The following is a 26,738-nucleotide window of genomic DNA, read 5'->3' on the forward strand; positions in this document are numbered from 1 at the left end:
AGGCCCTCTTATATGCGACGTTTCTGGCTATTGTTTGCGCAAACCGTCACTATCGGTTTAGCGATTTGGTTCATTGTAACGACCCTCAAACCCGAATGGGTTAACGGCGGCTTAAGTGCGAACACGCGTCTCCACATCGCGACGTCCAAAGTGCCAATCCAGGAAGCCGCACCCGGCACAAAAATCCAGAACTCCTATCGCGATGCGTCGAAAATTGCTATGCCTTCGGTCGTCAATATTTTCACGACCAAGGAAGCCAAGGCGACGCCAAATCCTCTTTTGCAGGACCCGCTATTCAAAAAATACTTTGGTGATCGTTCTGAGCCGGAAGAAAAACAGTCGAGTCTGGGTTCTGGCGTCATCGTGAGTTCGCAAGGCTATATTCTGACCAACAATCACGTGGTCGAAGCCGCTGACGAAATTGAGGTTGGTTTGGCGGATGGACGGACTGCAACAGCCAAGGTTGTGGGAAGTGACCCCGACACCGATCTGGCGGTAATCAAGATCAACTTGCCAAACCTGCCCGCAATCACGCTGGGCCACATCGATCAAGCCAGCGTCGGCGATGTCGTTTTGGCGATCGGCAATCCATTTGGTGTGGGTCAGACCGTCACTATGGGCATCATTTCGGCACTTGGACGCAGCCATCTCGGTATCAATGCTTTTGAAAACTTCATCCAGACGGATGCCGCGATCAATCCCGGTAACTCTGGAGGGGCACTGGTCGATACCAACGGCAATTTGCTTGGCATCAACACGGCAATTTACTCGCGCACTGGCGGCTCGCTGGGTATCGGTTTCGCCATTCCCGTCTCAACCGCCAAAACGGTGATGGAATCGATCATCAATACCGGCACCGTTGTGCGTGGCTATATCGGGGTCGAACCGCAAGATATTACGCCAGAACTCGCCGAGAGCTTTGGCCTGGCACAAAAAACCGGGGCGATCATTGCTGGCGTATTGAAGAACGGCCCCGCTGACCGGGCAGGTATGAAACCCGGTGATATTCTGGTCGCAATCAATGATGCGCCGATTGCTGACACGACTGATTTGCTGAACGTCGTCGCAAAATTTGCGCCCGGCACTAAAGTCACGATGGCGATTATCCGCAAAACGAAAAAAATGTCGATTGTCTTGACGATAGGAAAACGCCCTCTCATCAAGCAGCAAGAACAAGAATAAGCACAAGAACAAGCACAAGAACAAGCACAAGAATAAAAAAACCAGGAATAGAGAGTAACGGATGCACGTACGCGATTTGAAGCAGTTTCTGGCCGAACTATCGGAAAATAATAATCGTGCGTGGTTTGTGATGAACAAACCGCGTTACGACATCTTGCGGGCCGAGTTTCTTGAGTTGGTAGTTCGTCTGATTGGCGAAATTACGCGCTTCGATCCCGCTGTAGCGGCCTGCAATCCGAAAAAAGCCTTGTTTAGAATTAACCGCGACATGCGCTTTTCACACGATAAAAATCCGTATAAGACCACTTTTTCTGCCGCGATTACCGCCAGCGGTTTGAAACGACCGAGCCAGGGCGGCGGTCCGATGTATTATTTCCACGTGAATGCCGATGGCATGTTACGCATCGCCGCAGGAGAATATCTTCCGCCCGCAGATCGGTTACGCGCCATCCGTCAGCAGATCGTCACCGATAGCGTCGGCTTTAGTAAGCTGATAAAAAATAAAAAAATAGTGGGAAGTTACGATGGTCTTCAGATTGGCGAGCAGCTGGTGCGCCCGCCGAAGGGTTTTGATCCTGCGTCACCGCACATTGACTATGTTCGGTTGAAAAGTTTTCTGGTGCGCAAAGAACAGCCGATCAACAAAATGCTCGGCGAGGCGATGGAAAAAGAACTTGTCGCCAGCTTCAAGGACGCGTTTCCACTTGTTAGCTGGCTGCGTCAGATCAACACAGACGCATCAGAAGAGTGATCAGATTGAGGATGGGTGCAAAGGGTGATGGCCGATAAACCATCCACCTTTGGAGTTGAACGCGGCTGTTCCCATAAACACATCAAGGCGGAGACCACTTCTCCGGTCACTTCCCTTTAAGCTGGGAATCAGATTGTTTCTTCCGCATCCTTCGGTGCTTGCGTGGCTTTGACGAACAAGGGCGCGACCAGCAGGCCAACTTCGTACAGCAGACACAGCGGCACAGCCAGCAGTAACTGGCTCATGATATCCGGCGGTGTGACGACTGCCGCGACAACGAACGCGCCGACCACGACGTAAGGCCGGATCGCCTTAAGCTTTTCCAGCGAAACCAGCCCCATCCGCACCAGCACGATCACGATGATCGGGACCTCAAAGGTAAGACCGAAGGCGATGAACATCGTCATCACAAAATCAAAATAACTGTCGATATCCGGCGCGACCGAAATCGATTTGGGCGCAAAGTTATTGATAAAGTGGAAGATCACCTTGAAAACCAAGAAGTAACAGAACGCGACCCCGGTGATAAACAGTGCAGAAGAGGAGATCACCAGTGGCGCGATCAGCTTTTTTTCATGGGTGTACAAACCCGGCGCAATAAACGCCCACAATTGGTACAGAACCCATGGCAGGGCAATCACGAATGCCACCAGCAAGGTGACCTTGACGGGAATCAGAAATGGCGTGATGACGCCGGTAGCGATCATTTTGCTGCCAGTTGGCAGTGCTGCAATCATCGGTGCTGCCAATAGATCGTAAATATTTGCAGCCCACGGCATCAGGCACAGAAATACGACGATAATCGCAATCGATGCTTTCATGATGCGGTTGCGCAGTTCCACCAGATGCGAGATGAATGTTTCCTCGATGGCACCGGTTTTTAGGTCTTCAGTCATGGTTCACAGCAACGTTATTGTGCAGACTAGCCTGCTGGCGCATAGGGGGCAACGGCGATGGATTGGGTCCACTCGCATTGTTACTAATATTACTGACACTGACAGGCGGGTGATTTACGCTGAAATTTATGCTTGACTTCATGCTTAATTTCATGCGTAAAACGAGGAGCCGCTTTTGGTCCGATCGGCTGGGCGATATTTTGCAACTCGGGCAGCGCCGGAGGTCACCCGTGCTCTACGACCATTTTGGCTTTTGTACCATCCGGGAATGGCGCTATTTTTTGCCAGCTTTTTCTTGCGGAAATTTTTTGCTTTGCGTGCAAGTTGTTCGACATTGCCAGACATTACCGGCGTGTCGGTCAGGTTGTCATCCCATGCAGCATGGATCGAATCTTTGGTGTCCGACACCGTACGCGAGATACTGTTCTCAAAGCCACTGGCTGCTTCCTGCACGTCTTTGTGCATCTTGCGCAGTTCTTCGAGTTCGATCTCACGGCTGACTTCTGATTTGACCTCGTTGATATAACGTTGGGCGCGCCCGAACAACGAGCCCGCCATGCGCGCTACGGTTGGCAATTTTTCCGGTCCGATAACAACCAGTGCAACGACGCCAATTACTGCAAGTTTCGTGAGGCCAATATCAATCATGGGTAATTGCGTGGGGTGACTGCATAAGGTTGTTGCGGCAAACGCGAATTGGTAGAACTCCGGCGAAAAAACATTTCACCGAGGATCACCAGTTAGCGACCGGTTTTATCCTGTTCCTTGGCTGTGACGTCGATGGTCGGCTTGACAGCTTGCGCTTGCGCATCGGCTTCTTTCTCTTCTTCGCCTTTAACGCCGTCTTTAAAACCTTTAACGGCTTTGCCAAGGTCAGCGCCCATATTGCCGATTTTTTTGGTGCCGAAGACCAACATCACGATAACCAGCACTATTAACCAGTGCCAAATACTGAACGAACCCATACTATCTCCTTGCCGGACGCTGATGTCCGGAGCGCTATAACCACGGGGCCAAACAATGGTGTCTGGCCTGACCGTGTACTTTTTTACTTTAATGACTCAATGTCTTAATTACTAATTACTAGTTACTAATTACTAGTTACTAATTACTAATTACGAATGACTAATAACTAATAGCTAATAACTAATAACTAAATTCGATCCTGCACCGCAAAACCGGCTTATTCTCTAATGCTGCCCCTTCCATGGGCGCGGACCACCAATCACATGCACATGTAAATGGTATACCTCCTGGCCGCCAGCAGGACCGGTATTGAACAAAGTCTTGAAGCCACCGCTGGCTTGGCCGTCAGCGTCCACCTGGTAACCGCAACCTTGCTGCTGGGCCAGGCGTGGCACCAATAACATCATTTTACCCAGCAACGCGGCGTGCTGCTCGCTGCAGTCTGCCAGGGTAGAAATATGTTGCTTCGGAATAATCAAAAAATGCACCGGCGCTGCAGGATTGTGGTCGGGGAACGCCACGACGTCGTCATCCTCGTAAATCAGCTCGGATGATATCTGTTTAGAAGCGATCTTGCAAAAAATACAGTTGTCCAAATTCATCTCCACGGCGCGAATAACAGTTTTTTAACGATAGCCTCGTCAGAGGTATCTTGTGAATTATTTTACACTTTATTCTTTTGGCCCCGGCTTCTCATCGGCTTCGCGTGCGACCAGTTTCCGATTGGCCTTTTCTTCGATCCCGGATAATCCCTCACGGCGCGCCAGTTCATTCAGCACGTCCTGCGGGGTCAAGTCAAACTGCGCCAGCATGATTAACGAATGAAACCACAGATCAGCGCATTCATACAGCACATGCGATTTATCGCCGTCCACCCGTGCGTCTTTGGCCGCCATCACGGTTTCGGTCGCTTCTTCCCCGATTTTTTTTAAAATTGCGTCGTCGCCCTTGGAAAACAGCCGCGCAACATACGACTTTTCAGGATCTCCGCCGTTGACCAACTTCCGCGATTCAATTATTTCGGCCAGGCGTTTTAACGTTTCGCTCATGATGATGACTTATGTTTGTACATCGTCTCAGGATCTTTCAGCACCGGCTCTACCGCATTCCAGAGTCCCGACTTTTCCGAGCCTTCAAATTTTTGAAAGAAACAGGAATGGCGTCCGGTGTGGCACGCGATACTGCCAGCCTGTTCGACTCTCAACAAGATCACGTCTTCATCGCAATCAAGGCGGATCTCGTGCACTTTTTGCACGTGACCGGACTCTTCGCCTTTATGCCAGAGTTTTTTGCGCGAACGGCTCCAATACACAGCTTCACCCAGTGCGACCGTTTTTGCGAGCGCCTCGCGGTTCATCCAGGCGAACATCAGCACATCGCCTGATCCCACTTCTTGGGCAATCACCGGGACCAGACCACTCTCGTCCCATCGCACTTTATTTAACCAGGTTGCGCTCATGCCAGCCTCATTGGGATTTGTTGTGCGGCCATAAAGCGCTTCGCTTCCTGCACAGTATGCTGCCCATAATGAAAAATACTTGCCGCCAATACCGCATCGGCACGACCGATCTTGATGCCGTCGGCCAGATCCTGCAGACCGCCGACGCCACCGGATGCAATCACCGGTATTCTTACCGCGTTGGAAACGCTGCTGGTGAGCGCCAGATCGAATCCGGACTTGGTCCCATCCCGATCCATGCTGGTCAGCAGGATTTCCCCGGCACCAAGCAGCTCCATCTTCTGCGCCCACTCAATCGCGTCCAGTCCGGTAGCGATGCGGCCGCCGTGGGTAAAGACTTCCCATTTTCCGGGCGCTGTCTGCTTCGCGTCGATGGCAACGACGATACATTGCGAACCGTATTTGCTGGCGGCGTCTGCGACTAACTGCGGGTTGGTGATGGCAGAAGTATTAATACTAACTTTATCTGCGCCCGCGTTTAACAAACGCCGCACATCGGACACGACACGCACACCGCCGCCGACGGTTAATGGAATAAAGACCTGCGACGCTACCGCTTCGATGATGTCAAGAATCAGATCCCGATTGTCCGAGGACGCCGTAATATCCAGAAAGGTAAGCTCGTCCGCACCCTGCTCATCATAACGACGCGCAATTTCGACAGGATCGCCGGCATCGCGTAGCTCGGTGAAATTGACGCCCTTGACGACGCGCCCATTGGTGACATCAAGGCAAGGAATGATGCGTTTAGCGAGCGTCATGGTTGGTCAGCGTCCGGCTGCTCCGGCAAGCTGTCATCGCCAGCGAACTCCGTCAGTTCGTCAGCACGTTCTTGCGCGCTTGACAGATCAAGCGTGCCTTCATAAATGGAACGACCGCAAATGACACCTTCAATACCTTCGTCCTGAACGGCACACAGAGCCTCTACATCATGGATGTTGTGTACGCCACCTGAGGCAATCACCGGAATTGACATACTTTGCGCCAGTTTCACCGTGGCCTCGATATTGACGCCGCCCATCATGCCGTCACGACCAATATCGGTGTAGATGATGGAGTTGCAACCATAGTCTTCGAATTTCTTCGCGAGATCGATGACTTCATGGCCCGACAATTTGCTCCAGCCGTCGGTCGCAACTTTGCCATCGCGGGCGTCCAGGCCAACAATAATTTGCCCTGGAAAAGCGCTACACGCATCGTGCAAAAAGCCGGGATTTTTCACGGCAGCAGTACCGATAATGATAAAACTTAAGCCGTCATCCAGGTAACGCTCAATGGTGTCGAGATCGCGGATACCGCCACCCAATTGCACCGGAATTTCATCGATGCCGTGGGCTAACGCGAACTCGCGAACCGATTTGATAATTGATTTTACCGCCGACTCATTCTTCGGTTTTCCAGCAAAAGCGCCGTTCAAATCAACCAGATGCAGACGGCGCGCGCCTTGCTCCAGCCAATGCAGCGCCATTTTGCCGGGATCATCGGAGAATACAGTGGCTTGGTTCATGTCACCTTGTTTCAGGCGTACACAGTGACCGTCTTTCAGGTCGATGGCAGGTATCAGCAGCATGGCTACAGTTTGAAAAGTGGGTTAGAAAAAAATGCGTAAAACATTGGCGAATAAAATGCTTAAGATTAACGATCAGGCATCAGGCATCAGGCATCAAAAATTAAGCATCAAATAATAAGCATAATACGAAATAATAATATGCAACGCGTGCGTCCGGCAAAAGTATTGAATAAGCAACAGTCACCACTTGGCAAACCGCGCCTATGGATTCCAGTGGACGAAATTTTTATACACTTGCAGGCCTGCGGAAGCACTTTTTTCCGGATGGAACTGCGTCGCAAAAATATTATCACGCGCCACCGCGCAACTGAACGGCGCGCCGTAATTGGTCTGACCAACCGTGTGTGTCGGATCGGCAGGAACAGCATAGAAACTATGCACAAAATAGAAATAGGCGTCGTCTGCGACATCCTGCCATAGCGGATGAGACCGTGACTGATGCACCCGGTTCCATCCCATCTGTGGGACCTTGAAACGCGAACCATCTTCTTGTAACGCTTGATCCAGGCGGAAACGAACCACCTTGCCGGGCAACAATGCCAACCCCGGTGTGTCACCCTCTTCGCTCCAGTCAAACAACATCTGCTCACCGATGCACACGCCCAACAGCGGTTTGTTGCGCGCCGCTTCGAGCACTGCTTCCTGCACCCCGGATTCACGCAGACTACGCATGCAATCCGCCATCGCGCCTTGTCCTGGCAACACGATGCGGTCGGCCGATTGAATATCGGCAACTTCACCGGAAATAAGGACGTTAGCCTCAGGTGCTACCTGACGTAATGCTTGCGCCACGGAGCGCAAATTGCCGACGCCATAATCAACTATAACAATTTTTTTCATAATAAAAGGTGTCTGGACAGGTAAAACGGCTTGCGGTCACGTTCAGATCACACAAATCGTGACATTTGCAACGTTTCCAATATGTTAGGAACAAAAATACTCATCCAATTACTACCAGATAAACCAAAACAGGCCGATCGAAACAATACTGACGCGCATGCTGGGAATATTCACTGATGGCAGGTCGGTCGCGGCGCACTAGTGACGCAGGCAGGCTGCACTTGCGCCACGCACCAATAATCGACCTGTTACAGGCTACCCTTTGTCGATGGAATCGTACCAGCCGAGCGCGGATCGAGTTCGGTTGCCATGCGTAACGCACGACCAAAAGCCTTGAACACGGTTTCGCATTGATGGTGCGCGTTATCGCCCCGCAGGTTGTCTATATGCAGCGAGACCAGCGCGTGATTGACAAAGCCCTGGAAAAATTCGTGCGTCAGGTCAACGTCAAACGATCCGATCATTGCGCGCTTGAATGGCACATGGAATTCCAGACCCGGACGACCGGAGAAATCGATCACGACCCGTGACAGGGCTTCGTCTAACGGCACATAGGCATGTCCATAACGACGAATGCCCTTTTTGTCGCCTATCGCCTTGGCAAAAGCTTGCCCTAAGGTAATGCCGACATCTTCTACCGTGTGATGATTATCGATATGCAGGTCACCGACCGCTTCGACTTCAATATCAATCAAACCATGCCGCACAATCTGATCCAGCATATGGTCGAGAAAGGGCACGCCGGTGTTCAGCTTTTGCTGACCGGTACCGTCAAGATTGATAGCGACGCGAATCTGCGTCTCATTGGTGTTGCGGGTAATCGCTGCAGTACGGGCGGTAGACATGTTCAAATTGGACCAAAGTGACGATAAAAGACCCCGTTCCGGGGCATCGAGAGTAGAGAGTTTAGATGTGCAAAAAGCCGTGCCATCATAGTAAGCGGATACCCATAAATGCAGGCCATACTTCCCTATTTGGAAAGTACGCCCCATTTTACCGGGATTTCGATAGATTTTTCGACTGACGGCAGATTATCCGACAACCTTGCCTGCCTCAGTAACATTAAGTCGCTTGGGAGGGCTTCAAACAGCTGTCGGGACGTCAGCCTCTTGCGCATCGAGTTGGGCCAGACGCTGCTCAATTAACACGCAGTAGTCGGGATTTAGCTCAAATCCAACAAAATTGCGGCCGCAACGCCGGGCCGCTACGGCAGTCGTGCCGCTGCCCATAAATGGATCAAATACAACGCCGCCGGGCGGACAGGAAGCCTTGATCATGCGTTCGACGATTTCCAATGGCTTTTGCGTAGGATGATCTTCGCGCTCGCGATGTTCACGGTGAAGGCGTGAGACGCTCCAGACATCTTTTGGGTTGTAGCCCAACTCTAGCCATTTTGCTCCGACGAATATCGAACGCGAGCGGGCTTTTTTGGTTTCAACGTCGTACGGAATCCGAATCGCATCGAGGTCAAAATAATGATCTTTGCCGCGAACAAAGAAACCTACGGTGTCATGCACGGAGGAATAGCGGCGAGTGCCGCCACCCATGGACGGCACGCGACGATCCCAGATAATTTCATTGAGCATGGTCATGCGCTGCTTCAACATGACAAATATTTCCGGTGAATAGCGCCATGTAAGGAATATATACAGGCTGCCGTTGGGCTTTAGCTTCGGTAGTGCCGCATCGATCCACTCCTCGGTCCAGCGCAGGTAGGCAACAGTGTCCAACTTGTCGGAATCATTGCCATAATCCTTGCCCAAGCCGTAAGGCGGGTCGGCCAGTAGCAAATCCACCGAACCATCGGGGATGCGCGCCATGCCCTGAAGGGCATCTTCACCAAAAATCTTGTTTTGCCAGCTCAGCATTGCGGCTGCGCCGCGGTCATTTGACGCCGTCTTTCAGGCGATATTCGGCTGAACGCGCATGCGCCTGCAGACCTTCACCGTACGCTAGTTCGGCGGCAACCTTGCCCAACGTTTGTGCGCCGGCTTCGCTGATATGAATCATGCTTGAGCGTTTTTGAAAATCATAGACGCCGAGAGGCGATGAAAAACGTGCTGTACGTGAAGTTGGTAGCACGTGATTCGGCCCGGCGCAGTAGTCGCCCAGCGCTTCCGATGAATAGCGCCCTAAAAACATCGCGCCCGCGTGGCGGATCTGATCAGCCCATTGCTGCGGCTCCGTAGCCGAAATTTCCAAATGTTCGGCGGCAATCAAATTAGCAATCTCACAGGCGTGCGCCATGTCCCGCACTGTAATCAGCGCGCCGCGATTGGTCAGCGACGTGCGGATAATTTCGTGCCTCGGCATCTCTGGCAGGAGGCGATTAATGCTGGCTTCGACCCGGTCGATGTAAGCGGCATCGGGACACAACAAAATCGACTGAGCCAATTCATCATGTTCCGCTTGCGAAAACAGATCCATCGCGATCCAGTCCGGGTCGGTTGACCCGTCGCAGATGACTAAAATCTCGGAAGGCCCGGCGATCATGTCAATCCCGACGATTCCAAACACACGGCGCTTGGCAGCGGCAACATACGCATTTCCCGGCCCGACAATCTTGTCAACCGGTGGAATAGTCGCGGTGCCGTATGCCAGCGCGCCGACCGCTTGCGCGCCGCCGATGGTGAACACCCGATCAACCCCGGCAATCGCGGCTGCAGCCAGGACCAGCTCATTTTTAACGCCATCGGGTGTCGGGACCACCATGATGATTTCCTGTACGCCAGCGACTTTGGCTGGTATCGCGTTCATCAGAACCGACGATGGATAGGCTGCCTTGCCGCCCGGAACGTAGATGCCGACACGATCCAGTGGCGTGACTTTTTGCCCTAATACGGTGCCATCGGCTTCGGTGTAACTGAAGCCGTCTGATCCGCACTCTTGTTTTTGGCGTTCATGATAGGCGCGAACCCGGTCGGCAGCGGTTTGCAGTGCGGCCCGACGTTCGGGTGCCAATTGCATTAATGCGGCCTGTAATTCGTCCTGGCTGATTTCCAGCGCTGTCATACTGTCCGCTGCCAATCGATCAAATCGCTTGGTGTAATCCAGGACTGCCGCGTCGCCACGTGCCTTGACGTCGGCCAGAATCTGCGCCGCCGACTGGTCGATAGCATCATCTTCGCTTGCATCAAATGCCAGCACAGCCGAAAGCTGGGCCTGAAAATTGGCATCGTTAGCATTCAGTTTTCTGATTTTTAGGGTCATGATCGTGTTTGCTTGTGTTTGCTTGTGTTTGCTTGTGTTTGTCGTGCCTGGAGCAGATTCTTAAAGTGGCGACTTGTACAACATCGTACCAGCAACGGACTCTTAATCCGCTGAATGCAGACGGTTCGCCATTGCATGGCCCGTGCCTGGGCGGGAACACCAATCCCAGCCCGCCGCAACGGCTGGCCAAATAAATAGACCGTGGCCAGGAAAGCACATCGCCGCTGATGCGGTTGCGTAAAAGTTAAGCTACTCTGGCCGATGCTTTCTGAATGGCTTCCAGAATAGGCTGAAGTTGTTCATGCTTCAATTTCAAGGCAGCCTGATTGACCACTAAACGTGAGGATATTTCCATAATATGCTCAACTTCGACCAAATGGTTGGCGCGGAGCGTGCTGCCGGTGCTAACCAGATCGACGATGGCATCCGCCAAACCGACCAGTGGCGCTAATTCCATTGAGCCATACAATTTGATCAGGTCGACGTGTACGCCCTTAGCCGCAAAATGATCACGGGCGGTTAGTAAATATTTGGTGGCGACGCGTAAGCGTGCACCTTGACGCACCGCTTTGGCGTAATCAAAACCATCGAATACGGCCACCGACATGCGGCATTTAGCGATATTCAGATCGATCGGCTGATACAACCCTTCGCCGCCATGTTCCAGCAATACATCCTTACCAGCTACGCCAAAATCAGCGGCACCGTATTGGACGTAGGTGGGCACATCCGACGCGCGAACTATGATCACATTCACCAATGGGTTATTGGTAGGCAGGATCAACTTACGCGATGTTTCCGGGTTTTCGGTAACGACAATGCCCGCGGCCGCCAATAATGGCAGCGTTTCTTCAAAGATGCGTCCCTTGGACAAGGCCAGGGTTAATTTTTGACTCATTTGTTTCTTTCAGTCACTTTGAGCCTGATTCCGGCTCGAATATTGACGTTAACATACTATTACAGGCCAGCCGATGAATTCACGGGCGTCAACCATATTGGACGAAAACCACGCGCCCAAAAATTGATTCAACGCATTCCGATCACTTCACGCGTTCAATCTTAGCGCCTACTGCCGACAATTTGCGTTCCATTTGATCGTAACCGCGATCCAGATGATAAATCCGCTCGATCAACGTTTCACCCTCGGCAACCAGTCCGGCGATCACTAATGATGCCGAGGCCCGCAGATCGGTCGCCATTACCGGCGCGCCAAACAGCTTATCGACACCTCTGACCATGGCAGTATTGCCCTGAACATCAATCGAAGCACCGAGTCGACTCATTTCCTGCACGTGCATGAAGCGGTTTTCGAAAATCGTTTCTGTCACATGACTGGTGCCATCGGCGATCAGATTCATGGCCATAAACTGGGCCTGCATGTCGGTCGGAAATCCCGGATATTCCGTGGTGCGAAAGCTAACTGCCTTAGGGCGAGCCGCCATTTGCACGCGAATCCAGTCATCGCCCGAGGTCAGAATAACCCCTGCTTCACGCAACTTGTCGAGCGCTACATCGAGCGTATGGCTACGCGTATTTTTTAGTAGAACATCGCCACCTGTCGCTGCTACGGCGCACAGGAAAGTGCCGGTTTCAATACGATCAGGAATCACGGCATGCGACGCACCGTGCAATCTCTCCACGCCTTGAATCACCAGACGATCAGTTCCGATGCCTTCAATCCTGGCACCCATGGCGACCAACAAATTAGCCAGGTCGGTGACTTCCGGTTCACGTGCGGCATTTTCAAGTATGGTTTCGCCATCCGCCAACGTTGCCGCCATCAGCAAATTTTCGGTGCCGGTAACGGTGATCATATCGGTGACGATATGCGCGCCTTTTAATTTCTTGGCTTTGGCATGAATATAACCAGCTTCGATGTTGATCTCGGCACCCATGGCTTGCAAGCCCTTGATATGCTGATCGACCGGCCGCGATCCAATCGCGCATCCGCCCGGCAACGACACCTTGGCCTCGCCAAAGCGGGCTAACATCGGTCCCAATACCAAAATCGATGCACGCATGGTTTTTACCATTTCGTACGGCGCTTCCAAATTGGTGATCGCATCTCCCTGCAACAGGACCGAATGGCCTTCCTGCTTGCTCTTTAATCCGATCTGACTCAAAAGCTTCAGCATGGTCGAGACGTCGTGCAGGTTCGGCACGTTACTCAACTGCAACTGATCTGAAGTCAGCAGGCCGGCGCACAAAATAGGCAGCGCGGCATTTTTGGCACCAGAAATAATGATCTCACCGGAGAGGCGGTTACCGCCTTGAATCAACAATTTATCCATATTTACTCTTCCTAACTTTTATCAGAGGCCAGCGCACTCTTTTTTTGGAACTCTTCAGGCGTCATGGTCTTCATCGACAACGCGTGAATTTCTTCGCGCATGCGATCGCCCAATGCGGCATATACGATTTGATGCCGCTGGATCAGACGTTGACCGGCAAAAGCATCGGAGACAATCACCGCCGTAAAATGCTGACCATCGCCCTCGACTTCGAGGTGCGAGCAAATCAGGCCAGCAGCAATGTAACTTTTGACGAGTTCGGGTGTGGGGAACATATTAAAACCTGCTTGTTTAAAACTGCATTAATTAGTTTAGTGGTATCACTGAGATCAGTCACTACTGACTGATCTCAACCAACGTATTGACCGAAGATTGGTGCGAGATCTACGGTATAAAACTTAAATCACTGAATTACGCACAAGGACTGGTAGGTGGTTACGTAACTTAGTGGCGCACTTAATGACATCTTAGTGGCGTAATTTGTAACCGCGCTTCAACATCTGTACTGCGGTTGTCGCCAGCACCAGCAGAAATACCGCGATGATCGCCAGGCTTATCAGCGGATTAACGTCGGACTGACCAAAAAATCCGTAACGGAATCCATCAATCATATAAAAGAACGGATTGAAATGAGAGACAGCCTGCCAAAATGGTGGCAACGAATGTATCGAATAAAACACGCCAGCCAGGAACGTTGCCGGCATAATCAGGAAGTTTTGAAACGCTGCAAGCTGGTCGAACTTATCGGCCCAGATGCCTGCGATCAATCCCATTGTGCCCAAAAATGCCGCACCCAACACCGCGAAAATAACAATCCACCATGGCGCAACGAACGATAAATCAACAAAAAATCCGGTAATCAGCAAAACCCCGCCGCCAACGACCACACCGCGCACCACCGAGGCCAGCACATAAGCGCCGAACAATTCCCAGTGTGACAACGGTGGCAACAGGACGAATACAAGATTACCGGTCATTTTGGACTGCGCCAAAGAGGAAGAGGTATTGGCGAAAGCATTCTGCAACACACTCATCATTACCAGGCCTGGTACCAAAAACGCCGTATATTCAACGCCAGGATAAACTTGGACATGCCCCTTTAAAGCGTGACCGAAAATCAGCAAATAGAGCATCGCCGTTAGAATTGGGGCACCAACAGTCTGCGTCGCAACCTTCCAGAAACGCAATACTTCTTTATAAAACAGTGTTTGAAAACCAATCATCGGGGACCGCCCACGTTTATGCCATCCACGCTTTTACCATCCATAATCTGCAAAAACACATCTTCCAGATCGGCTTGCTGCAAATACATGTCATCAATGACGATGCCAGCGGTCCGCAGGGTTGCCAAAATGGGTTCGACCTCGTTGAAAGCGGTGACACGCAACGCAAATTTTCCTGCTTTTTCATGGCTGCCGGCTTGCAATACTAGCGGCAACAAAGCCTCTGGCAAGGCGACGCCGGGAAGCAAATGCACAATAAGTTGCGATCCTGATATACGCCTTAACAACCCAGCCGTGGTGTCAAGCGCCACTACTTTACCGCGTTTGAGCATGGCGATGCGATTGCACTGCTCCTGCGCTTCCTCGAGATAATGTGTTGTTAAAACAACTGTGTGGCCGTCGCGATTCAACTGCGAAATAAATTTCCACAAGGTCTGACGCAACTCGACATCCACTCCTGCCGTTGGCTCGTCGAGCACGATGACCGGTGGTTTATGCACCAGCGCTTGCGCCACCAGGACCCGGCGCTTCATGCCACCGGACAGGGTTCGCATATTAGCGTCGGCCTTACTGGTCAAATCGAGGTTTTCCATTACCTCATCGATCCATTTATCATTATTTTTCAGTCCGAAATAGCCTGACTGCAAACGTAACGTTTCACGCACGGTGAAGAATGGATCAAATACCAACTCCTGAGGCACCACGCCAAGATTACGGCGCGCGTTCCTGAAATCGGTAATCACGTCGTGACCGTGAATGTTGACGGTGCCAGTATCGGCCCGATTCAAGCCAGCGATGATCGAAATGAGCGTAGTTTTTCCTGCGCCGTTAGGCCCTAACAAGCCGAAGAATTCCCCTTCTTCAATGGTAAGAGAAACATCGTCTAATGCCTGTAACGACTGATAACGTTTTTTGACGTTGGTAATTTGTATGGCCGCCATAGTGGCTTGGTTTGCTCTTAAAAGGGATAGCGCGCGGTGAAACAGCAATGAATTAGCGGTGCGCGAAACCCTCGATTATAGGGGATTTCCCGAACGGCAACCGGGAATGGACGCAAACCAGATTGCGAAGCACGTATCTAAACGTACATTTTATCTAAGGTTTGTCGGAAAAAAGCGACGCTGATTGGTCCAACAGGCCAGCGAGCAGACAAGAGATGAGGTACGGCAGGATAAAACAGATACTGAACCTGTAATGTTAAAGGTCAGTGATGGGGGGTGTTCGAAGCGTCTGCTAAAATCGGATGGGTTGCAGGAGAGAGCAAATCCGAAACGCCGTATAAATCGATCAGGCTTTCCAGATTGGAAGGTAAGCTCGAAAAGTGCAGCAATGTTCCGCGATTAAGCGCTGCACATTGCCATGCGAGCAAAGTCGCGACTGCGGCGGAATCCACCGCCACCACATCACCCAGATCAATCTCGGTCTCACCACTGGCAATGGCACGCAATCCGGCCTCTAAAGCGAGTTTAGCGTTGCTAACAGTGAGGGAATGAGAGGGCCTGAACATGATGATCGATCAAAGTATTTAACTGCTAAATGGTGGTTACCGCAATAACCGCTTACTGGAAGCCGACAATATTGCCTGGCTTAATAATGATCGTAGTGAACAAGGAGTAGTGACAATAATCATTAAACGCGCCTTGAGACGAGGAGGATAAGGCTCAAAGATCGCGCTTAATGAAGGGATTGATCAATTAATTGACTACTATTTAAACATTGCCAATCAATTAATCTTTCTATTTTTCAACTACTTATTAATTCCTTACTTACCGCCTCTTGCGGCAAGGGCCTTGTTCTTATCAGTCAACATTTTAATCAAACCGTCCATACCTGTACGGCCGATTTCTGAAGCAAAGGTCCCCTTATATGACTCAACGAGCCAGGCACCCAATACGTTGACATCATAGATCTTCCAGCCGTCTGCAAGTTTTTCCATACGGTAATTAAGTTGGATCGGTTCGCCACGCGGCTGAATTACCTGAGAGCGCACTTCGACATCTGTGTCGGTTGGTGTGCCACGCATCGGTTTAAAGTCAATTTTTTGATCACGTACTTGCGCCAACGCACCAGAGTAAGTGTAAATCAGCAAACTACGAAATTGTGCGGTCAACAATTTCTTCTGATCAGGAGTGGCATCGCGCCAGTAACGGCCAGCTGCCAGAGAAGTCATGCGGTCAAAATCGACATAAGGAATGATTTTTTCTTCAACTAATGAAAAAATCCGTTGCTGATTGCCGCCTTGAATGCTCTTGTCGGCTTTAGCGGTGTCGAGAACTTCGTGGCTGATGCGCTGAACTAATACGTCTGGTGCTTCTTGCGCAAACGCGGAGCCAGCAAATGTCAGAGCGCCAAACGTGGTGGCGATCGCTAAATATTTTTTTAGAGTCTTCATTTTTTTATTACTTTACGCAGGAATTGGTTGAGGGCGGAATGAAGTTCAGATCCGAACGACATCCGAGCTGTACCGCGACTGACATGCACGCGGCACCGGTAACGCTTGTATGACGCCAACTTTCTTGACTCGTTCCGATGGAAAGATTACCGTTTTGAAAAAATATGTAACAGCAACCTTTTCATTTCTATCGGGGAAAATTTGAAATCCAGACGCGTTTTGTAACCCGTTTTGCAACCCTTAAAAGACTTAATTATCTTCTTTGCTCGGTCCGTTTATCTGACTTTGACGTCGCTGAGTGTAAGCATCGCGTACGAATTCGTACTTATCCAGAGCAGCATCTTCGACCAGCGTTGAAGCATCCAGCAAGTTAGCACGCTTGTCGACCAGGCGTACAACTTCACCCGTATTACGCCAGCGCACTGGATATTTGTAACTCCAGATATCACCGTAGAAATCGACTGGCAACGCGGCTGCGTCACGAATATTCGAAGGCCCAAACAACGGCAGTACCAGATAAGGACCAGAACCAACGCCCCATACGCCTAACGTTTGCCCAAAGTCTTTGTTCTTTTTTTGCAAACCAGCAGCCGAACTGACATCCAATAAACCACCCAGACCGAATGTCGTATTAACCGCTACGCGCATGACGGCCGTGGTGCCATCTACGCCATTGCCCTGCAAGTAGCCATTGGCCGCGCTCCATACGTCAGCGAGGTTACCAAAAAAGTTGTTAACCCCGGTCTGCACGAATGACGGTAGCCAGTTTTTGTACGCCGTTGCGACTGGTTTCAGCGCGATCTGATCGAATTTATCATTGACTGTAAACATCGCCCGGTTGAACCCTTCCAGCGGATCTTGCGGATTGCTGGCGCCGGTGCTTGCGCAACCATTCAAGACCACCACTACAGCTAAAGCGCTTACAAGCGTCGTAGTCTTCATTGGGAACTATCCTTTCCGTCAGCGGCCTTGCTATAGATAAGCTGACTGATCAGATTCTCCAGCACGATCGCTGATTGCGTCATTTTAATATTCTCTCCAGCGACGAGATCTTTGACATCACCACCGGCTTCTATGCCGATATATTGCTCGCCCAACAGCCCCGCTGTGAGAATTTTGGCCGAACTATCTATCGGAAATTTATAACGATCATCCATATTCAAGGTGACAACGGCTTGAAAGTTCTTGTCGTCAAAATTGATCGCGCCCACGCGCCCAACAACGACACCAGCACTTTTAACTGGCGCGCGCGGTTTAAGGCCGCCAATATTGTCGAACTTTGAAATCACAGGATAACTTCCCTGGAACGATGCTCCTCCCAGATTCCCTGCTTTAAATGCCAGAAATACGAGTGCCAAAGCACCGAATATAACGAATAAGCCGACCCATACATCCACTGATTTTTGTTGCATATTTATCACCTTAAGAATGCTAGTCGAAGCATCTGATCCGCTTCGATATACTGCCATAGGTACTAATAAAAAGGTTTGAACGACACAATGCGTTACTAAACAACCAATCCCATTTAAAAACTTTAGCTAAACGTTTGTTCGCCGTTTGCTATTTTGCTTTGCGTTTGTTAACGATTAATTAAACATCAACGCCGTTAACAAGAAATCTAAAGCGAGCACCGTTAAGGACGCTATTACGACCGTTCTGGTCGTCGCACGGGCAACACCTTCCGGGGTTGGCTTGGCCATATAGCCTTGATACAGCGCTGTAAAAGTCACTGCTACGCCGAACACGATACTTTTTAAAACGCCATTAGCGACGTCTTTCCAGACGTCTACGCCTGCCTGCATTTGCGACCAGAAAGAACCTTCGTCGACGCCAATGAGACGCACACCGACAACATAGCCTCCCAAGATACCCAAGGCGCTGAATACCGCCGCCAACAATGGCATTGCAATTATTCCAGCCCAAAACCTTGGCGCAATCACGCGCTGTAGTGGATTAACCGCCATCATTTCCATCGCGGCCAGTTGTTCTCCGGCTTTCATCAATCCAATCTCGGCGGTAAGTGAGGTACCGGCACGACCGGCGAACAGCAACGCCGTCACTACCGGGCCTAGTTCACGCACTAGCGAAAGAGCCACCAATAAACCCAAGGCCTGTTCCGAACCGTATTTATTCAGCGTGTAATAGCCTTGGAGGCCCAATACAAAGCCAATAAACAGACCCGACACACCAATAATCAGCAGCGAGTAATTGCCGATGAAATGGATCTGATCAGAAATCAATCGCGGGCGCTTGATTAAGCCGCCTGAGGCCCGTAAAACCGCAAAAAAGGTCCGCGTAGCCTGACCGATTCCCATAATGGATTGACGCACGTGGCCACCAACTGCACCAAAAAATCTCGCCATCATGGTTGCCGCTCCAGCCCCAGATCGGCCGCGAACGACTTACCGGGATAATGGAAAGGTACCGGCCCATCCGCTTCAGCATGCACGAATTGCTTCACATAAGGATCAGTGGAAACGCGCATCTCGTCGGGGGTGCCATGTGCCACAATCTTTCCTTGTGACAAAAAATAAATATAATCCGCAATGGCAAACGACTCATCCACGTCATGCGATACCACAATGGAGGTGGAGCCTAACGCATCATTAAGCTTGCGAATCAACGTGGCTGTCACGCGCATCGAAATAGGGTCAAGGCCAGCGAAAGGCTCGTCGTACATGACCAGACAGGGATCAAGTGCAACCGCGCGCGCCAAAGCCACCCGCCGCGCCATACCGCCGGAAATTTCAGATGGCATTAGCTGTGCTGCATTGCGCAATCCAACGGCCTGCAATTTCATTAGTACCAGATTATTTAATAATTCAGGCGGGAGGTCAGTATGCTCACGCAACGGGAATGCGACGTTCTCATAGACAGACAGGTCGGTGAACAAAGCGCCATTCTGAAACAACATGCCCATTTTGCGACGCATAGCGTACACGTCCGTCATGTTTAACGTCGCTACTACCTGGCCGTCGACAACGATTGTCCCGCCTTGTGGCTGTAATTGCCCGCCAATCAAGCGCAAAATTGTGGTTTTTCCGGAGCCCGAGCCACCCATGATCGCGATCACTTTTCCTCGCGGAAAGTCCATGCTAAGGGACGACAAAATCGGCCGATCACCATAACTGAACTCCACATCACGGATTTCAACAATATTACCCACTAAGCCCACCGTTCAGATCAAAGGCGACATTGTAGTGCACTTGCAACAATTGAGCTTGAACCGACGACATTAACTGCTCCTTAATTGTAAAAATATTATGTTCCCATGAGAAATAAACCAATCCATTTTATATAAATTTTACTTTTTCAAACATAAATCTATCGTAACAAAAGACGAGTGGAGACTAGGGCAATAGTTGTAACTTATATAATTTATATTTCACAATCGATCAATTTTGCGGCTTCTATTCAACAAAAAATAAAAAAGCAGGCCCGCATTTAGATGCGGACCTGCTTTTCTGATACATCAAAATTCCCTTATCCGACAATCTTAGACAATCATCGACAAGCGTTTTTTACAACGGCAGCACTGATGCTCCCATCAGGAATTCGTCGACTGCGCGCGCGCATTGGCGGCCTTCGCGGATTGCCCAGACCACTAACGACTGGCCGCGACGCATATCACCTGCAGCGAAAACCTTGTCGACCGACGTCTTATAGCAACCGTCGCCATCGGTGGTCGCCTTCGCATTGCCTCGTGCATCTTTATCCACACCAAACGCTTCTAATACCTGGGCTACAGGAGATACAAATCCCATCGCTAAAAATACCAGATCGGCTTTCATTTCGAACTCGGAGTTTGGCACTTCCTGCATTTTGCCGTCTTTCCATTCGACGCGAGCTGCGATCAATTTCTCCACTTTGCCGTTTTTACCTTCCAGGCGCTTGGTCGCAACTGCCCAATCACGATCGCATCCCTCTTCATGCGAAGAAGAAGTCCGCAACTTGATCGGCCAGTAAGGCCACACCATCCGCTTGTTCTCGGTTTCCGGTGGTTCCGGCATCAATTCAAACTGCGATACCGATGTAGCGCCTTGACGGTTAGAAGTACCGACGCAATCCGATCCTGTGTCACCGCCGCCGATGACGATCACGTTTTTGGCACCCGCCAAGATTTGATCCTTTACCTTGTCGCCGGCATTAATCTTGTTTTGTTGCGGCAGGAAATCCATGGCGAAATGCACGCCCTTTAATTCGCGTCCTGGAACGGGCAAATCACGCGGTTGCTCAGCACCGCCTGCAATCACAACTGCATCAAATTCTGCTTTCAATTCTTCCGGTGATACCGTCTTCTTCGACCAGTTATTTACATTGGTCGGGAAATCCTTGCCCACCAAAACGCCGGTACGGAACACGACGCCTTCCTCTTCCATCTGCGCAACCCGACGATCAATATGGCTCTTTTCCATTTTGAAATCAGGGATACCATAGCGCAGCAAACCACCGATGCGATCGCTTTTTTCGAAAACGGTGACGTCATGACCAATCCGTGCCAACTGTTGCGCTGCCGCCAGACCTGCAGGCCCAGAGCCAACGACCGCCACTTTTTTGCCGGTCTTTACCAGCGCTGGCTGTGCCACGACCCAACCGTTTTCCCAACCTTTATCGATGATGAAATGTTCGATCGATTTAATGCCGACAGGATCGTCGTTGATCCCAAGCGTACATGCGCTCTCGCACGGTGCAGGGCAGATGCGGCCGGTAAATTCAGGGAAGTTATTGGTTGAGTGTAGGGTGTCGAGTGCTTCCTGATACGCGCCGCGATACACCAGATCGTTCCAGTCAGGAATAATATTGTTTACGGGACAACCGTTGTTGCAGAACGGAATACCGCAATCCATACATCGTGCACCTTGTACCTTGGCTTCTTTGTCGCCAAGTTGCAAAATGAATTCTTTGTAGTGCTTCTTGCGCGCCAGCGGTGCCTCGTACGTCTCAGGCATGCGGCTATATTCCATGAAACCCGTTACTTTACCCATTTTTTACTCACATTCTTAGCTACTCGATCAACCCTGCATTCAGCCAGATAACGTCCACATAACATCCAAATTTCTCAATCAGGATTTTTGGTTATCGGGAATGCGAAGGTGTGCGCGCGTAGTACATCGATATTGTTACGCTGGCTCACGTTGGCCGCCTTGAGCCAACGTGAGAACAACCTTTAAATTAAGCGACGACTTTTTCCTTGGGAAGCGGCGCAGCGACTTTTTCTGCGTTCAATTCGCCCAACGCACGCTTATATTCTGTCGGAAACACCTTGACGAATTTGGCACGCGAAGCAACCCAGTTATCGAGCAGGTAACGCGCACGCGTGCTGCCTGTGTACTTGAAATGACGTTCGATCAGTCCCTTCAAAATCGCCTCATCCGTTTGCGCTTCTTCGGAGCGGGTTGCCGAATGCCAAATCGCCCGGTCGATTGTCGCTTCCTGCTCGCCCTGACTCAGAACGGTCTCAAGCGTCACCATCGACATGTTGCATTGGGATGCGAACTGCGCATCGGGATCGTAGACATAAGCCAGACCACCCGACATTCCGGCGGCAAAATTGCGCCCGGTTTCGCCCAACACAACCACTGTGCCGCCGGTCATGTATTCACATCCGTGATCGCCAGTACCTTCGACCACCGCGATAGCACCTGAGTTACGCACCGCAAAACGCTCACCGGCGACGCCGTTCAAGAAAGCCTCACCAGCCGTGGCACCGTATAGAACGGTGTTTCCGGCGATGATGTTATCGACTGCACGACCACGGAACTCGGTGTTCGGACGCACGATAATGCGACCACCCGACAATCCTTTACCAACATAGTCATTACCTTCACCCACCAGATCAAGCGTAATACCGTGCGCCAGGAATGCGCCGGCTGACTGGCCGGCAGTCCCTTGCAACTGGATATGAATGGTGTCGTGCGGCAGGCCTTCATTACCGTATTTTTTCGCGACTTCACCAGATAACATTGCGCCGACTGTACGGTTCAAGTTTTTGATCGGTGAAATAAAGGAGACCCGTTCGCCCTTATCGATCGCGGCCCGTGCCTGTGCGATCAGCTTATGATCCAATGCTTTCTGCAAGCCATGATCTTGCTCTTTGGTGTGATAATACACCTCGCCCTCAGGCAGTGCAGGCTGATAAAAAATCCGGGAAAAATCCAAGCCTTGCGCTTTCCAATGCGAAATCGCTTTGGCTTTATCGAGGAAATCTGAACGCCCAATCAAATCATTGAAATTGCGGATACCCAACTGCGCCATGATTTGACGGACTTCTTCAGCGATAAAGAAGAAGAAATTGACCACGTGTTCCGGCTTGCCTGAGAACTTGGCACGCAATATCGGGTCTTGCGTTGCCACGCCAACCGGGCAGGTGTTCAGATGGCATTTACGCATCATGATGCAGCCTTCAACCACTAACGGTGCAGTCGCAAAACCGAATTCGTCCGCACCCAGCAAAGCGCCAATGACGACGTCACGGCCGGTCTTCATCTGACCATCTGCCTGAACCCGTATCCGGCTGCGCAAACCATTCAATACCAACGTTTGTTGCGTTTCTGCAAGACCCAGTTCCCACGGAGAACCGGCATGTTTAACAGAGGACAATGGCGATGCGCCAGTGCCGCCGTCATGACCTGCGATCACAACGTGGTCAGACTTCGCTTTAGCCACGCCGGCGGCGATCGTCCCGACGCCCACTTCGGACACCAGCTTGACCGAAATCGAGGCCTTTGGATTAACGTTTTTCAGGTCGTGAATCAACTGCGCCAGATCTTCAATCGAATAGATATCATGATGTGGCGGAGGTGAAATCAATCCCACGCCCGGTACTGAGAAACGCAAACGCGCAATGTACTCAGTGACTTTGTGGCCAGGTAACTGACCACCTTCACCTGGCTTTGCGCCCTGCGCCATCTTGATCTGGATCTGATCGGCCGAGGTCAGATATTCGGCAGTAACACCGAACCGTCCTGACGCCACTTGTTTGATTTTTGACCGCAGCGAATCACCTGCCAGCAGTGGTGTATCGACTTCAATGTTCTCATGGCCGATCACTGATGCCAGTGTGTCACCCGTTTTGATCGGAATGCCTTTCAACTCCTGGCGATACCGATTCACGTCTTCGCCGCCTTCACCGGTGTTCGACTTTCCGCCGATACGGTTCATGGCAACCGCCAACGTGGCATGCGCTTCCGTTGAGATTGACCCTAACGACATCGCACCTGTCGCGAAACGCTTGACGATTTCTTTGGCCGACTCCACTTCATCCAGCGGAATAGCTTTGCTTGGATCAAGCTTGAATTCAAACAAGCCACGCAAAGTCATATGGCGCTTGGTCTGATCGTTGATCAGCTGCGCGTATTCTTTGTAACTATTGAAGTTGTTTGAACGGGTGGAGTGCTGCAATTTCGCAATCGCATCCGGCGTCCACATATGTTCTTCACCCCGAATACGATAGGCATATTCGCCACCTGCATCAAGCGCGTTCGCCAGCACAGGATCATTGCTAAAAGCCGCACGATGCAGGCGCAATGCTTCTTCGGCAACTTCGAATACGCCGATACCTTCGACGTTCGACGACGTACCTTTGAAGTACTTTTCAGTCATGCTTTTGTTGAGGCCAATGGCTTCGAAAATCTGCGCACCGCAATACGACATGTAAGTCGAAATACCCATTTTCGACATCACTTTAAGCAAGCCTTTACCGATAGCTTTCTGGAAGTTGTAGATCGCTTTTTCCGGCGATAACGCACCTGGCAAACCGTGCGCCATTTCGCTCAGCGTATCCATCGCCAGGTAGGGATGGATCGCTTCCGCGCCGAAACCTGCCAACAGTGCAAAGTGATGCGTCTCACGCGCTGAGCCGGTTTCAACTACGAGGCCGGTCGAAGTGCGCAAACCCTTGGTCACGAGATGTTGATGGATCGCCGAGGTTGCCAGCAATGCCGGGATTGCAACTTGTTCAGCGTCGACCTTACGGTCCGAAATGATCAGGATATTATGTCCCGATTTAACCGCGTCGACTGCTTTCGCGCACAGAGATGCCAGACGTGCTTCGATGCCTTCTTTTCCCCAGGCGACCGGATAGCAAATATTGAGCTCATGCGATTTAAACTTACCACCGGTATGCGCGCTGATATTGCGCAACTTGGCGATATCGGCATAGTCAAGAATCGGTTGCGATACTTCCAGACGCATCGGTGGATTGATGTTGTTCGTATCCAGCACATTTGGTTTCGGGCCGATAAACGACACCAGCGACATCACCATCGCCTCACGGATCGGATCGATCGGCGGATTGGTCACCTGCGCGAACAATTGCTTGAAATAGTTGTAGAGTGTTTTGTTCTTGTTAGACATGACAGCCAACGGCGAATCATTGCCCATCGAACCAATTGCCTCTTCCGCATTGGCGGCCATTGGCGACATCAGGAACTTCAAATCTTCCTGCGTGTAGCCGAACAGTTGCTGACGATCCAGCAATGGGATGGTTGACCCTGATTGCGCTGGCTCTTCCTTCAACGCATCGAGCTTGATCCGCACTGACTCAATCCATTGCTTGTATGGTTTGGCATTTGCGTAAGTGTCTTTGAGTTCTTTGTCGTCAATGATGCGGCCCGCATCAAGATCGATCAAAAACATTTTGCCCGGTTGCAAGCGCCACTTCTGAATGATCTTCGATTCAGGAATCGGCAAAACGCCAGACTCGGACGCCATCACGACCAGATCATCATCGGTCACGATATAACGCGCTGGGCGCAAGCCATTGCGATCCAGAGTGCCACCAATATGACGACCGTCGGTAAACGCCATTGCGGCAGGACCGTCCCACGGCTCCATCATGGCAGCGTGATATTCGTAGAACGCACGGCGATTGTCATCCATCGTGGTGTGGTTTTCCCACGCCTCAGGAATCATCATCATCATCGCTTGCGCAATCGGATAGCCTGCCATTAACAATAGCTCAAGCGCGTTATCGAAACACGCTGTGTCGGATTGACCTTCATAGATCAATGGAAACAGCTTTTGCAGATCTTCGCCAAGCACTGCCGACTTCATCACACCTTCGCGGGCGCGCATCCAGTTAAAGTTACCTTTAACGGTGTTGATTTCGCCGTTATGCGCGATTAAGCGATATGGATGGGCGAGTGGCCATTCGGGAAAAGTATTTGTAGAAAAGCGTTGATGTACCAGCGCCAGGGCGGAAATACAACGCGGATCTTGCAGGTCTTTGTAATAGACACCGACTTGCGTGGCCAGTAACAAACCTTTGTAGACGACCGTGCGCGCTGACATCGACGGCACGAAAAATTCTTTACCATGCAACAGATTCAGCGCTTGAATTGCGTGACCTGAAGATTTACGGATGACATATAACTTACGTTCAAGCGCATCGGTGACCATGATATCCGGACCGCGACCGATGAAAATCTGCCGAATTACCGGCTCTTTTTCTCGCACGGTCGGCGACATTGGCATCTCGACATCAACAGGGACATCGCGCCAACCCAGAACAACCTGACCTTCAAGCAAAACAGCGCGCTCGATTTCCTGCTCACAGGCGATACGCGAAGCGTTTTCTTTCGGCAAGAAAACCATACCGACGCCGAACTCGCCCGGAGGGGGCAAGGCTACGCCTTGCTTGGCCATTTCTTCACGATAGTATTGGTCCGGGACCTGAATCAGGATACCGGCACCGTCGCCCATCAATTCGTCCGCACCAACCGCACCGCGATGATCCAGATTTTTCAGGATGAGTAAACCTTGCTCAACGATAGAGTGGCTTTTATTGCCTTTAATATGCGCGATGAAGCCTACGCCACAAGCATCGTGCTCATTTTGAGGGTCGTATAAACCTTGCGCCGGCACAGCGTGGGTAGTTTGCCCCAATTGACTCGTTTGCATTACATGCTCCACCACTCTATCAGTAAGGGTATAAGAATAGAACAGAGCAGAACAGAGT

At 51.0% G+C, this 26,738-nt stretch carries 27 protein-coding genes; 2 read left to right on the plus strand and 25 right to left on the minus strand.

Annotated features, from left to right (window positions below; translation table 11 throughout):
* Positions 1-12 precede the first annotated feature (12 nt).
* Both JQN73_RS06110 and JQN73_RS06115 read left to right on the plus strand, forming a co-directional pair.
* Positions 13-1,182 (plus strand): Do family serine endopeptidase, encoded by a 1,170-nt coding sequence (locus tag JQN73_RS06110; protein ID WP_205322221.1) that lies wholly within the window; start codon positions 13-15, stop codon positions 1,180-1,182.
* Between the two features lie 61 nt (positions 1,183-1,243).
* Positions 1,244-1,933: a DUF2461 domain-containing protein gene (locus tag JQN73_RS06115; RefSeq protein WP_205322222.1), complete on the plus strand. Its 690-nt coding sequence runs from the start codon at positions 1,244-1,246 to the stop codon at positions 1,931-1,933.
* 128 nt (positions 1,934-2,061) lie between these two features.
* On the opposite strand, the gene tatC is transcribed toward JQN73_RS06115, so the two are convergent.
* The 25 genes from tatC to JQN73_RS06240 form a co-directional block, all read right to left on the minus strand.
* Positions 2,062-2,829, minus strand: coding sequence for a twin-arginine translocase subunit TatC (gene tatC, locus JQN73_RS06120; RefSeq protein ID WP_205322223.1), 768 nt, complete (start codon positions 2,827-2,829; stop codon positions 2,062-2,064).
* 150 nt (positions 2,830-2,979) lie between these two features.
* Positions 2,980-3,477, minus strand: coding sequence for a Sec-independent protein translocase protein TatB (tatB, locus tag JQN73_RS06125; protein ID WP_205322224.1), 498 nt, complete (start codon positions 3,475-3,477; stop codon positions 2,980-2,982).
* 92 nt (positions 3,478-3,569) lie between these two features.
* A complete protein-coding gene (gene tatA / locus JQN73_RS06130; protein ID WP_205322225.1) occupies positions 3,570-3,794 on the minus strand; it encodes a Sec-independent protein translocase subunit TatA in 225 nt (74 codons plus the stop codon).
* 225 nt (positions 3,795-4,019) lie between these two features.
* The gene (locus JQN73_RS06135; RefSeq protein WP_205322226.1) at positions 4,020-4,391 is read right to left on the minus strand and encodes a histidine triad nucleotide-binding protein; all 372 of its coding nucleotides are present in this window, start codon (positions 4,389-4,391) and stop codon (positions 4,020-4,022) included.
* 75 nt (positions 4,392-4,466) lie between these two features.
* Positions 4,467-4,844 carry a phosphoribosyl-ATP diphosphatase gene (locus JQN73_RS06140; protein ID WP_205322227.1) on the minus strand — a complete coding sequence of 126 codons (378 nt, stop codon included), beginning with the start codon at positions 4,842-4,844 and terminating at the stop codon, positions 4,467-4,469.
* Positions 4,841-5,254: a phosphoribosyl-AMP cyclohydrolase gene (gene hisI / locus JQN73_RS06145; protein ID WP_205322228.1), complete on the minus strand. Its 414-nt coding sequence runs from the start codon at positions 5,252-5,254 to the stop codon at positions 4,841-4,843. Before hisI ends, JQN73_RS06140 begins: the two co-directional genes overlap by 4 nt.
* A complete protein-coding gene (gene hisF, locus JQN73_RS06150; RefSeq protein WP_205322229.1) occupies positions 5,251-6,015 on the minus strand; it encodes an imidazole glycerol phosphate synthase subunit HisF in 765 nt (254 codons plus the stop codon). Before hisF ends, hisI begins: the two co-directional genes overlap by 4 nt.
* Positions 6,012-6,824, minus strand: coding sequence for a 1-(5-phosphoribosyl)-5-[(5-phosphoribosylamino)methylideneamino]imidazole-4-carboxamide isomerase (gene hisA / locus JQN73_RS06155; RefSeq protein ID WP_205322230.1), 813 nt, complete (start codon positions 6,822-6,824; stop codon positions 6,012-6,014). The genes hisF and hisA overlap by 4 nt, the downstream gene beginning before the upstream one ends.
* Before the next feature lie 201 nt (positions 6,825-7,025).
* Positions 7,026-7,664: an imidazole glycerol phosphate synthase subunit HisH gene (gene hisH, locus JQN73_RS06160; RefSeq protein ID WP_205322231.1), complete on the minus strand. Its 639-nt coding sequence runs from the start codon at positions 7,662-7,664 to the stop codon at positions 7,026-7,028.
* Positions 7,665-7,912: 248 nt separating this feature from the next.
* A complete protein-coding gene (gene hisB, locus JQN73_RS06165; protein ID WP_205322232.1) occupies positions 7,913-8,509 on the minus strand; it encodes an imidazoleglycerol-phosphate dehydratase HisB in 597 nt (198 codons plus the stop codon).
* Positions 8,510-8,746: 237 nt separating this feature from the next.
* On the minus strand, positions 8,747-9,532 hold the full coding sequence (locus JQN73_RS06170) for a site-specific DNA-methyltransferase (RefSeq protein ID WP_205322233.1): 786 nt from the start codon (positions 9,530-9,532) through the stop codon (positions 8,747-8,749).
* A 16-nt stretch (positions 9,533-9,548) separates the two neighbouring features.
* Positions 9,549-10,874 (minus strand): histidinol dehydrogenase, encoded by a 1,326-nt coding sequence (gene hisD / locus JQN73_RS06175; RefSeq protein WP_205322234.1) that lies wholly within the window; start codon positions 10,872-10,874, stop codon positions 9,549-9,551.
* A 244-nt stretch (positions 10,875-11,118) separates the two neighbouring features.
* Positions 11,119-11,772 (minus strand): ATP phosphoribosyltransferase, encoded by a 654-nt coding sequence (gene hisG / locus JQN73_RS06180; protein ID WP_205322235.1) that lies wholly within the window; start codon positions 11,770-11,772, stop codon positions 11,119-11,121.
* 142 nt (positions 11,773-11,914) lie between these two features.
* Positions 11,915-13,165 carry a UDP-N-acetylglucosamine 1-carboxyvinyltransferase gene (gene murA, locus JQN73_RS06185; protein ID WP_205322236.1) on the minus strand — a complete coding sequence of 417 codons (1,251 nt, stop codon included), beginning with the start codon at positions 13,163-13,165 and terminating at the stop codon, positions 11,915-11,917.
* 11 nt (positions 13,166-13,176) lie between these two features.
* Positions 13,177-13,440 carry a BolA family protein gene (locus JQN73_RS06190; protein WP_205322237.1) on the minus strand — a complete coding sequence of 88 codons (264 nt, stop codon included), beginning with the start codon at positions 13,438-13,440 and terminating at the stop codon, positions 13,177-13,179.
* A gap of 192 nt (positions 13,441-13,632) precedes the next feature.
* Entirely contained in the window at positions 13,633-14,388 is a 756-nt protein-coding gene (locus JQN73_RS06195) for an ABC transporter permease (protein WP_205322238.1), read from the minus strand.
* On the minus strand, positions 14,385-15,329 hold the full coding sequence (locus tag JQN73_RS06200; RefSeq protein ID WP_205322239.1) for an ABC transporter ATP-binding protein: 945 nt from the start codon (positions 15,327-15,329) through the stop codon (positions 14,385-14,387). The genes JQN73_RS06195 and JQN73_RS06200 overlap by 4 nt, the downstream gene beginning before the upstream one ends.
* A gap of 263 nt (positions 15,330-15,592) precedes the next feature.
* Positions 15,593-15,895, minus strand: coding sequence for an STAS domain-containing protein (locus JQN73_RS06205; protein WP_205322240.1), 303 nt, complete (start codon positions 15,893-15,895; stop codon positions 15,593-15,595).
* A 255-nt stretch (positions 15,896-16,150) separates the two neighbouring features.
* Positions 16,151-16,780 (minus strand): phospholipid-binding protein MlaC, encoded by a 630-nt coding sequence (locus JQN73_RS06210; protein WP_205322241.1) that lies wholly within the window; start codon positions 16,778-16,780, stop codon positions 16,151-16,153.
* 249 nt (positions 16,781-17,029) lie between these two features.
* Positions 17,030-17,722: a VacJ family lipoprotein gene (locus JQN73_RS06215; protein WP_205322242.1), complete on the minus strand. Its 693-nt coding sequence runs from the start codon at positions 17,720-17,722 to the stop codon at positions 17,030-17,032.
* The gene (mlaD, locus tag JQN73_RS06220; RefSeq protein ID WP_205322243.1) at positions 17,719-18,192 is read right to left on the minus strand and encodes an outer membrane lipid asymmetry maintenance protein MlaD; all 474 of its coding nucleotides are present in this window, start codon (positions 18,190-18,192) and stop codon (positions 17,719-17,721) included. Before mlaD ends, JQN73_RS06215 begins: the two co-directional genes overlap by 4 nt.
* Before the next feature lie 174 nt (positions 18,193-18,366).
* Entirely contained in the window at positions 18,367-19,146 is a 780-nt protein-coding gene (gene mlaE, locus JQN73_RS06225; RefSeq protein ID WP_205322244.1) for a lipid asymmetry maintenance ABC transporter permease subunit MlaE, read from the minus strand.
* Positions 19,143-19,946 carry an ABC transporter ATP-binding protein gene (locus tag JQN73_RS06230; RefSeq protein WP_205322245.1) on the minus strand — a complete coding sequence of 268 codons (804 nt, stop codon included), beginning with the start codon at positions 19,944-19,946 and terminating at the stop codon, positions 19,143-19,145. Before JQN73_RS06230 ends, mlaE begins: the two co-directional genes overlap by 4 nt.
* Before the next feature lie 355 nt (positions 19,947-20,301).
* Positions 20,302-21,765 carry a glutamate synthase subunit beta gene (locus JQN73_RS06235; protein WP_205322246.1) on the minus strand — a complete coding sequence of 488 codons (1,464 nt, stop codon included), beginning with the start codon at positions 21,763-21,765 and terminating at the stop codon, positions 20,302-20,304.
* 187 nt (positions 21,766-21,952) lie between these two features.
* Positions 21,953-26,644, minus strand: coding sequence for a glutamate synthase-related protein (locus JQN73_RS06240; protein ID WP_205323214.1), 4,692 nt, complete (start codon positions 26,642-26,644; stop codon positions 21,953-21,955).
* Positions 26,645-26,738: the final 94 nt, after the last annotated feature.

Origin of the sequence: Glaciimonas sp. PAMC28666 (assembly GCF_016917355.1) — a bacterium.
In the GTDB taxonomy this organism is placed as follows: domain Bacteria; phylum Pseudomonadota; class Gammaproteobacteria; order Burkholderiales; family Burkholderiaceae_D; genus Glaciimonas.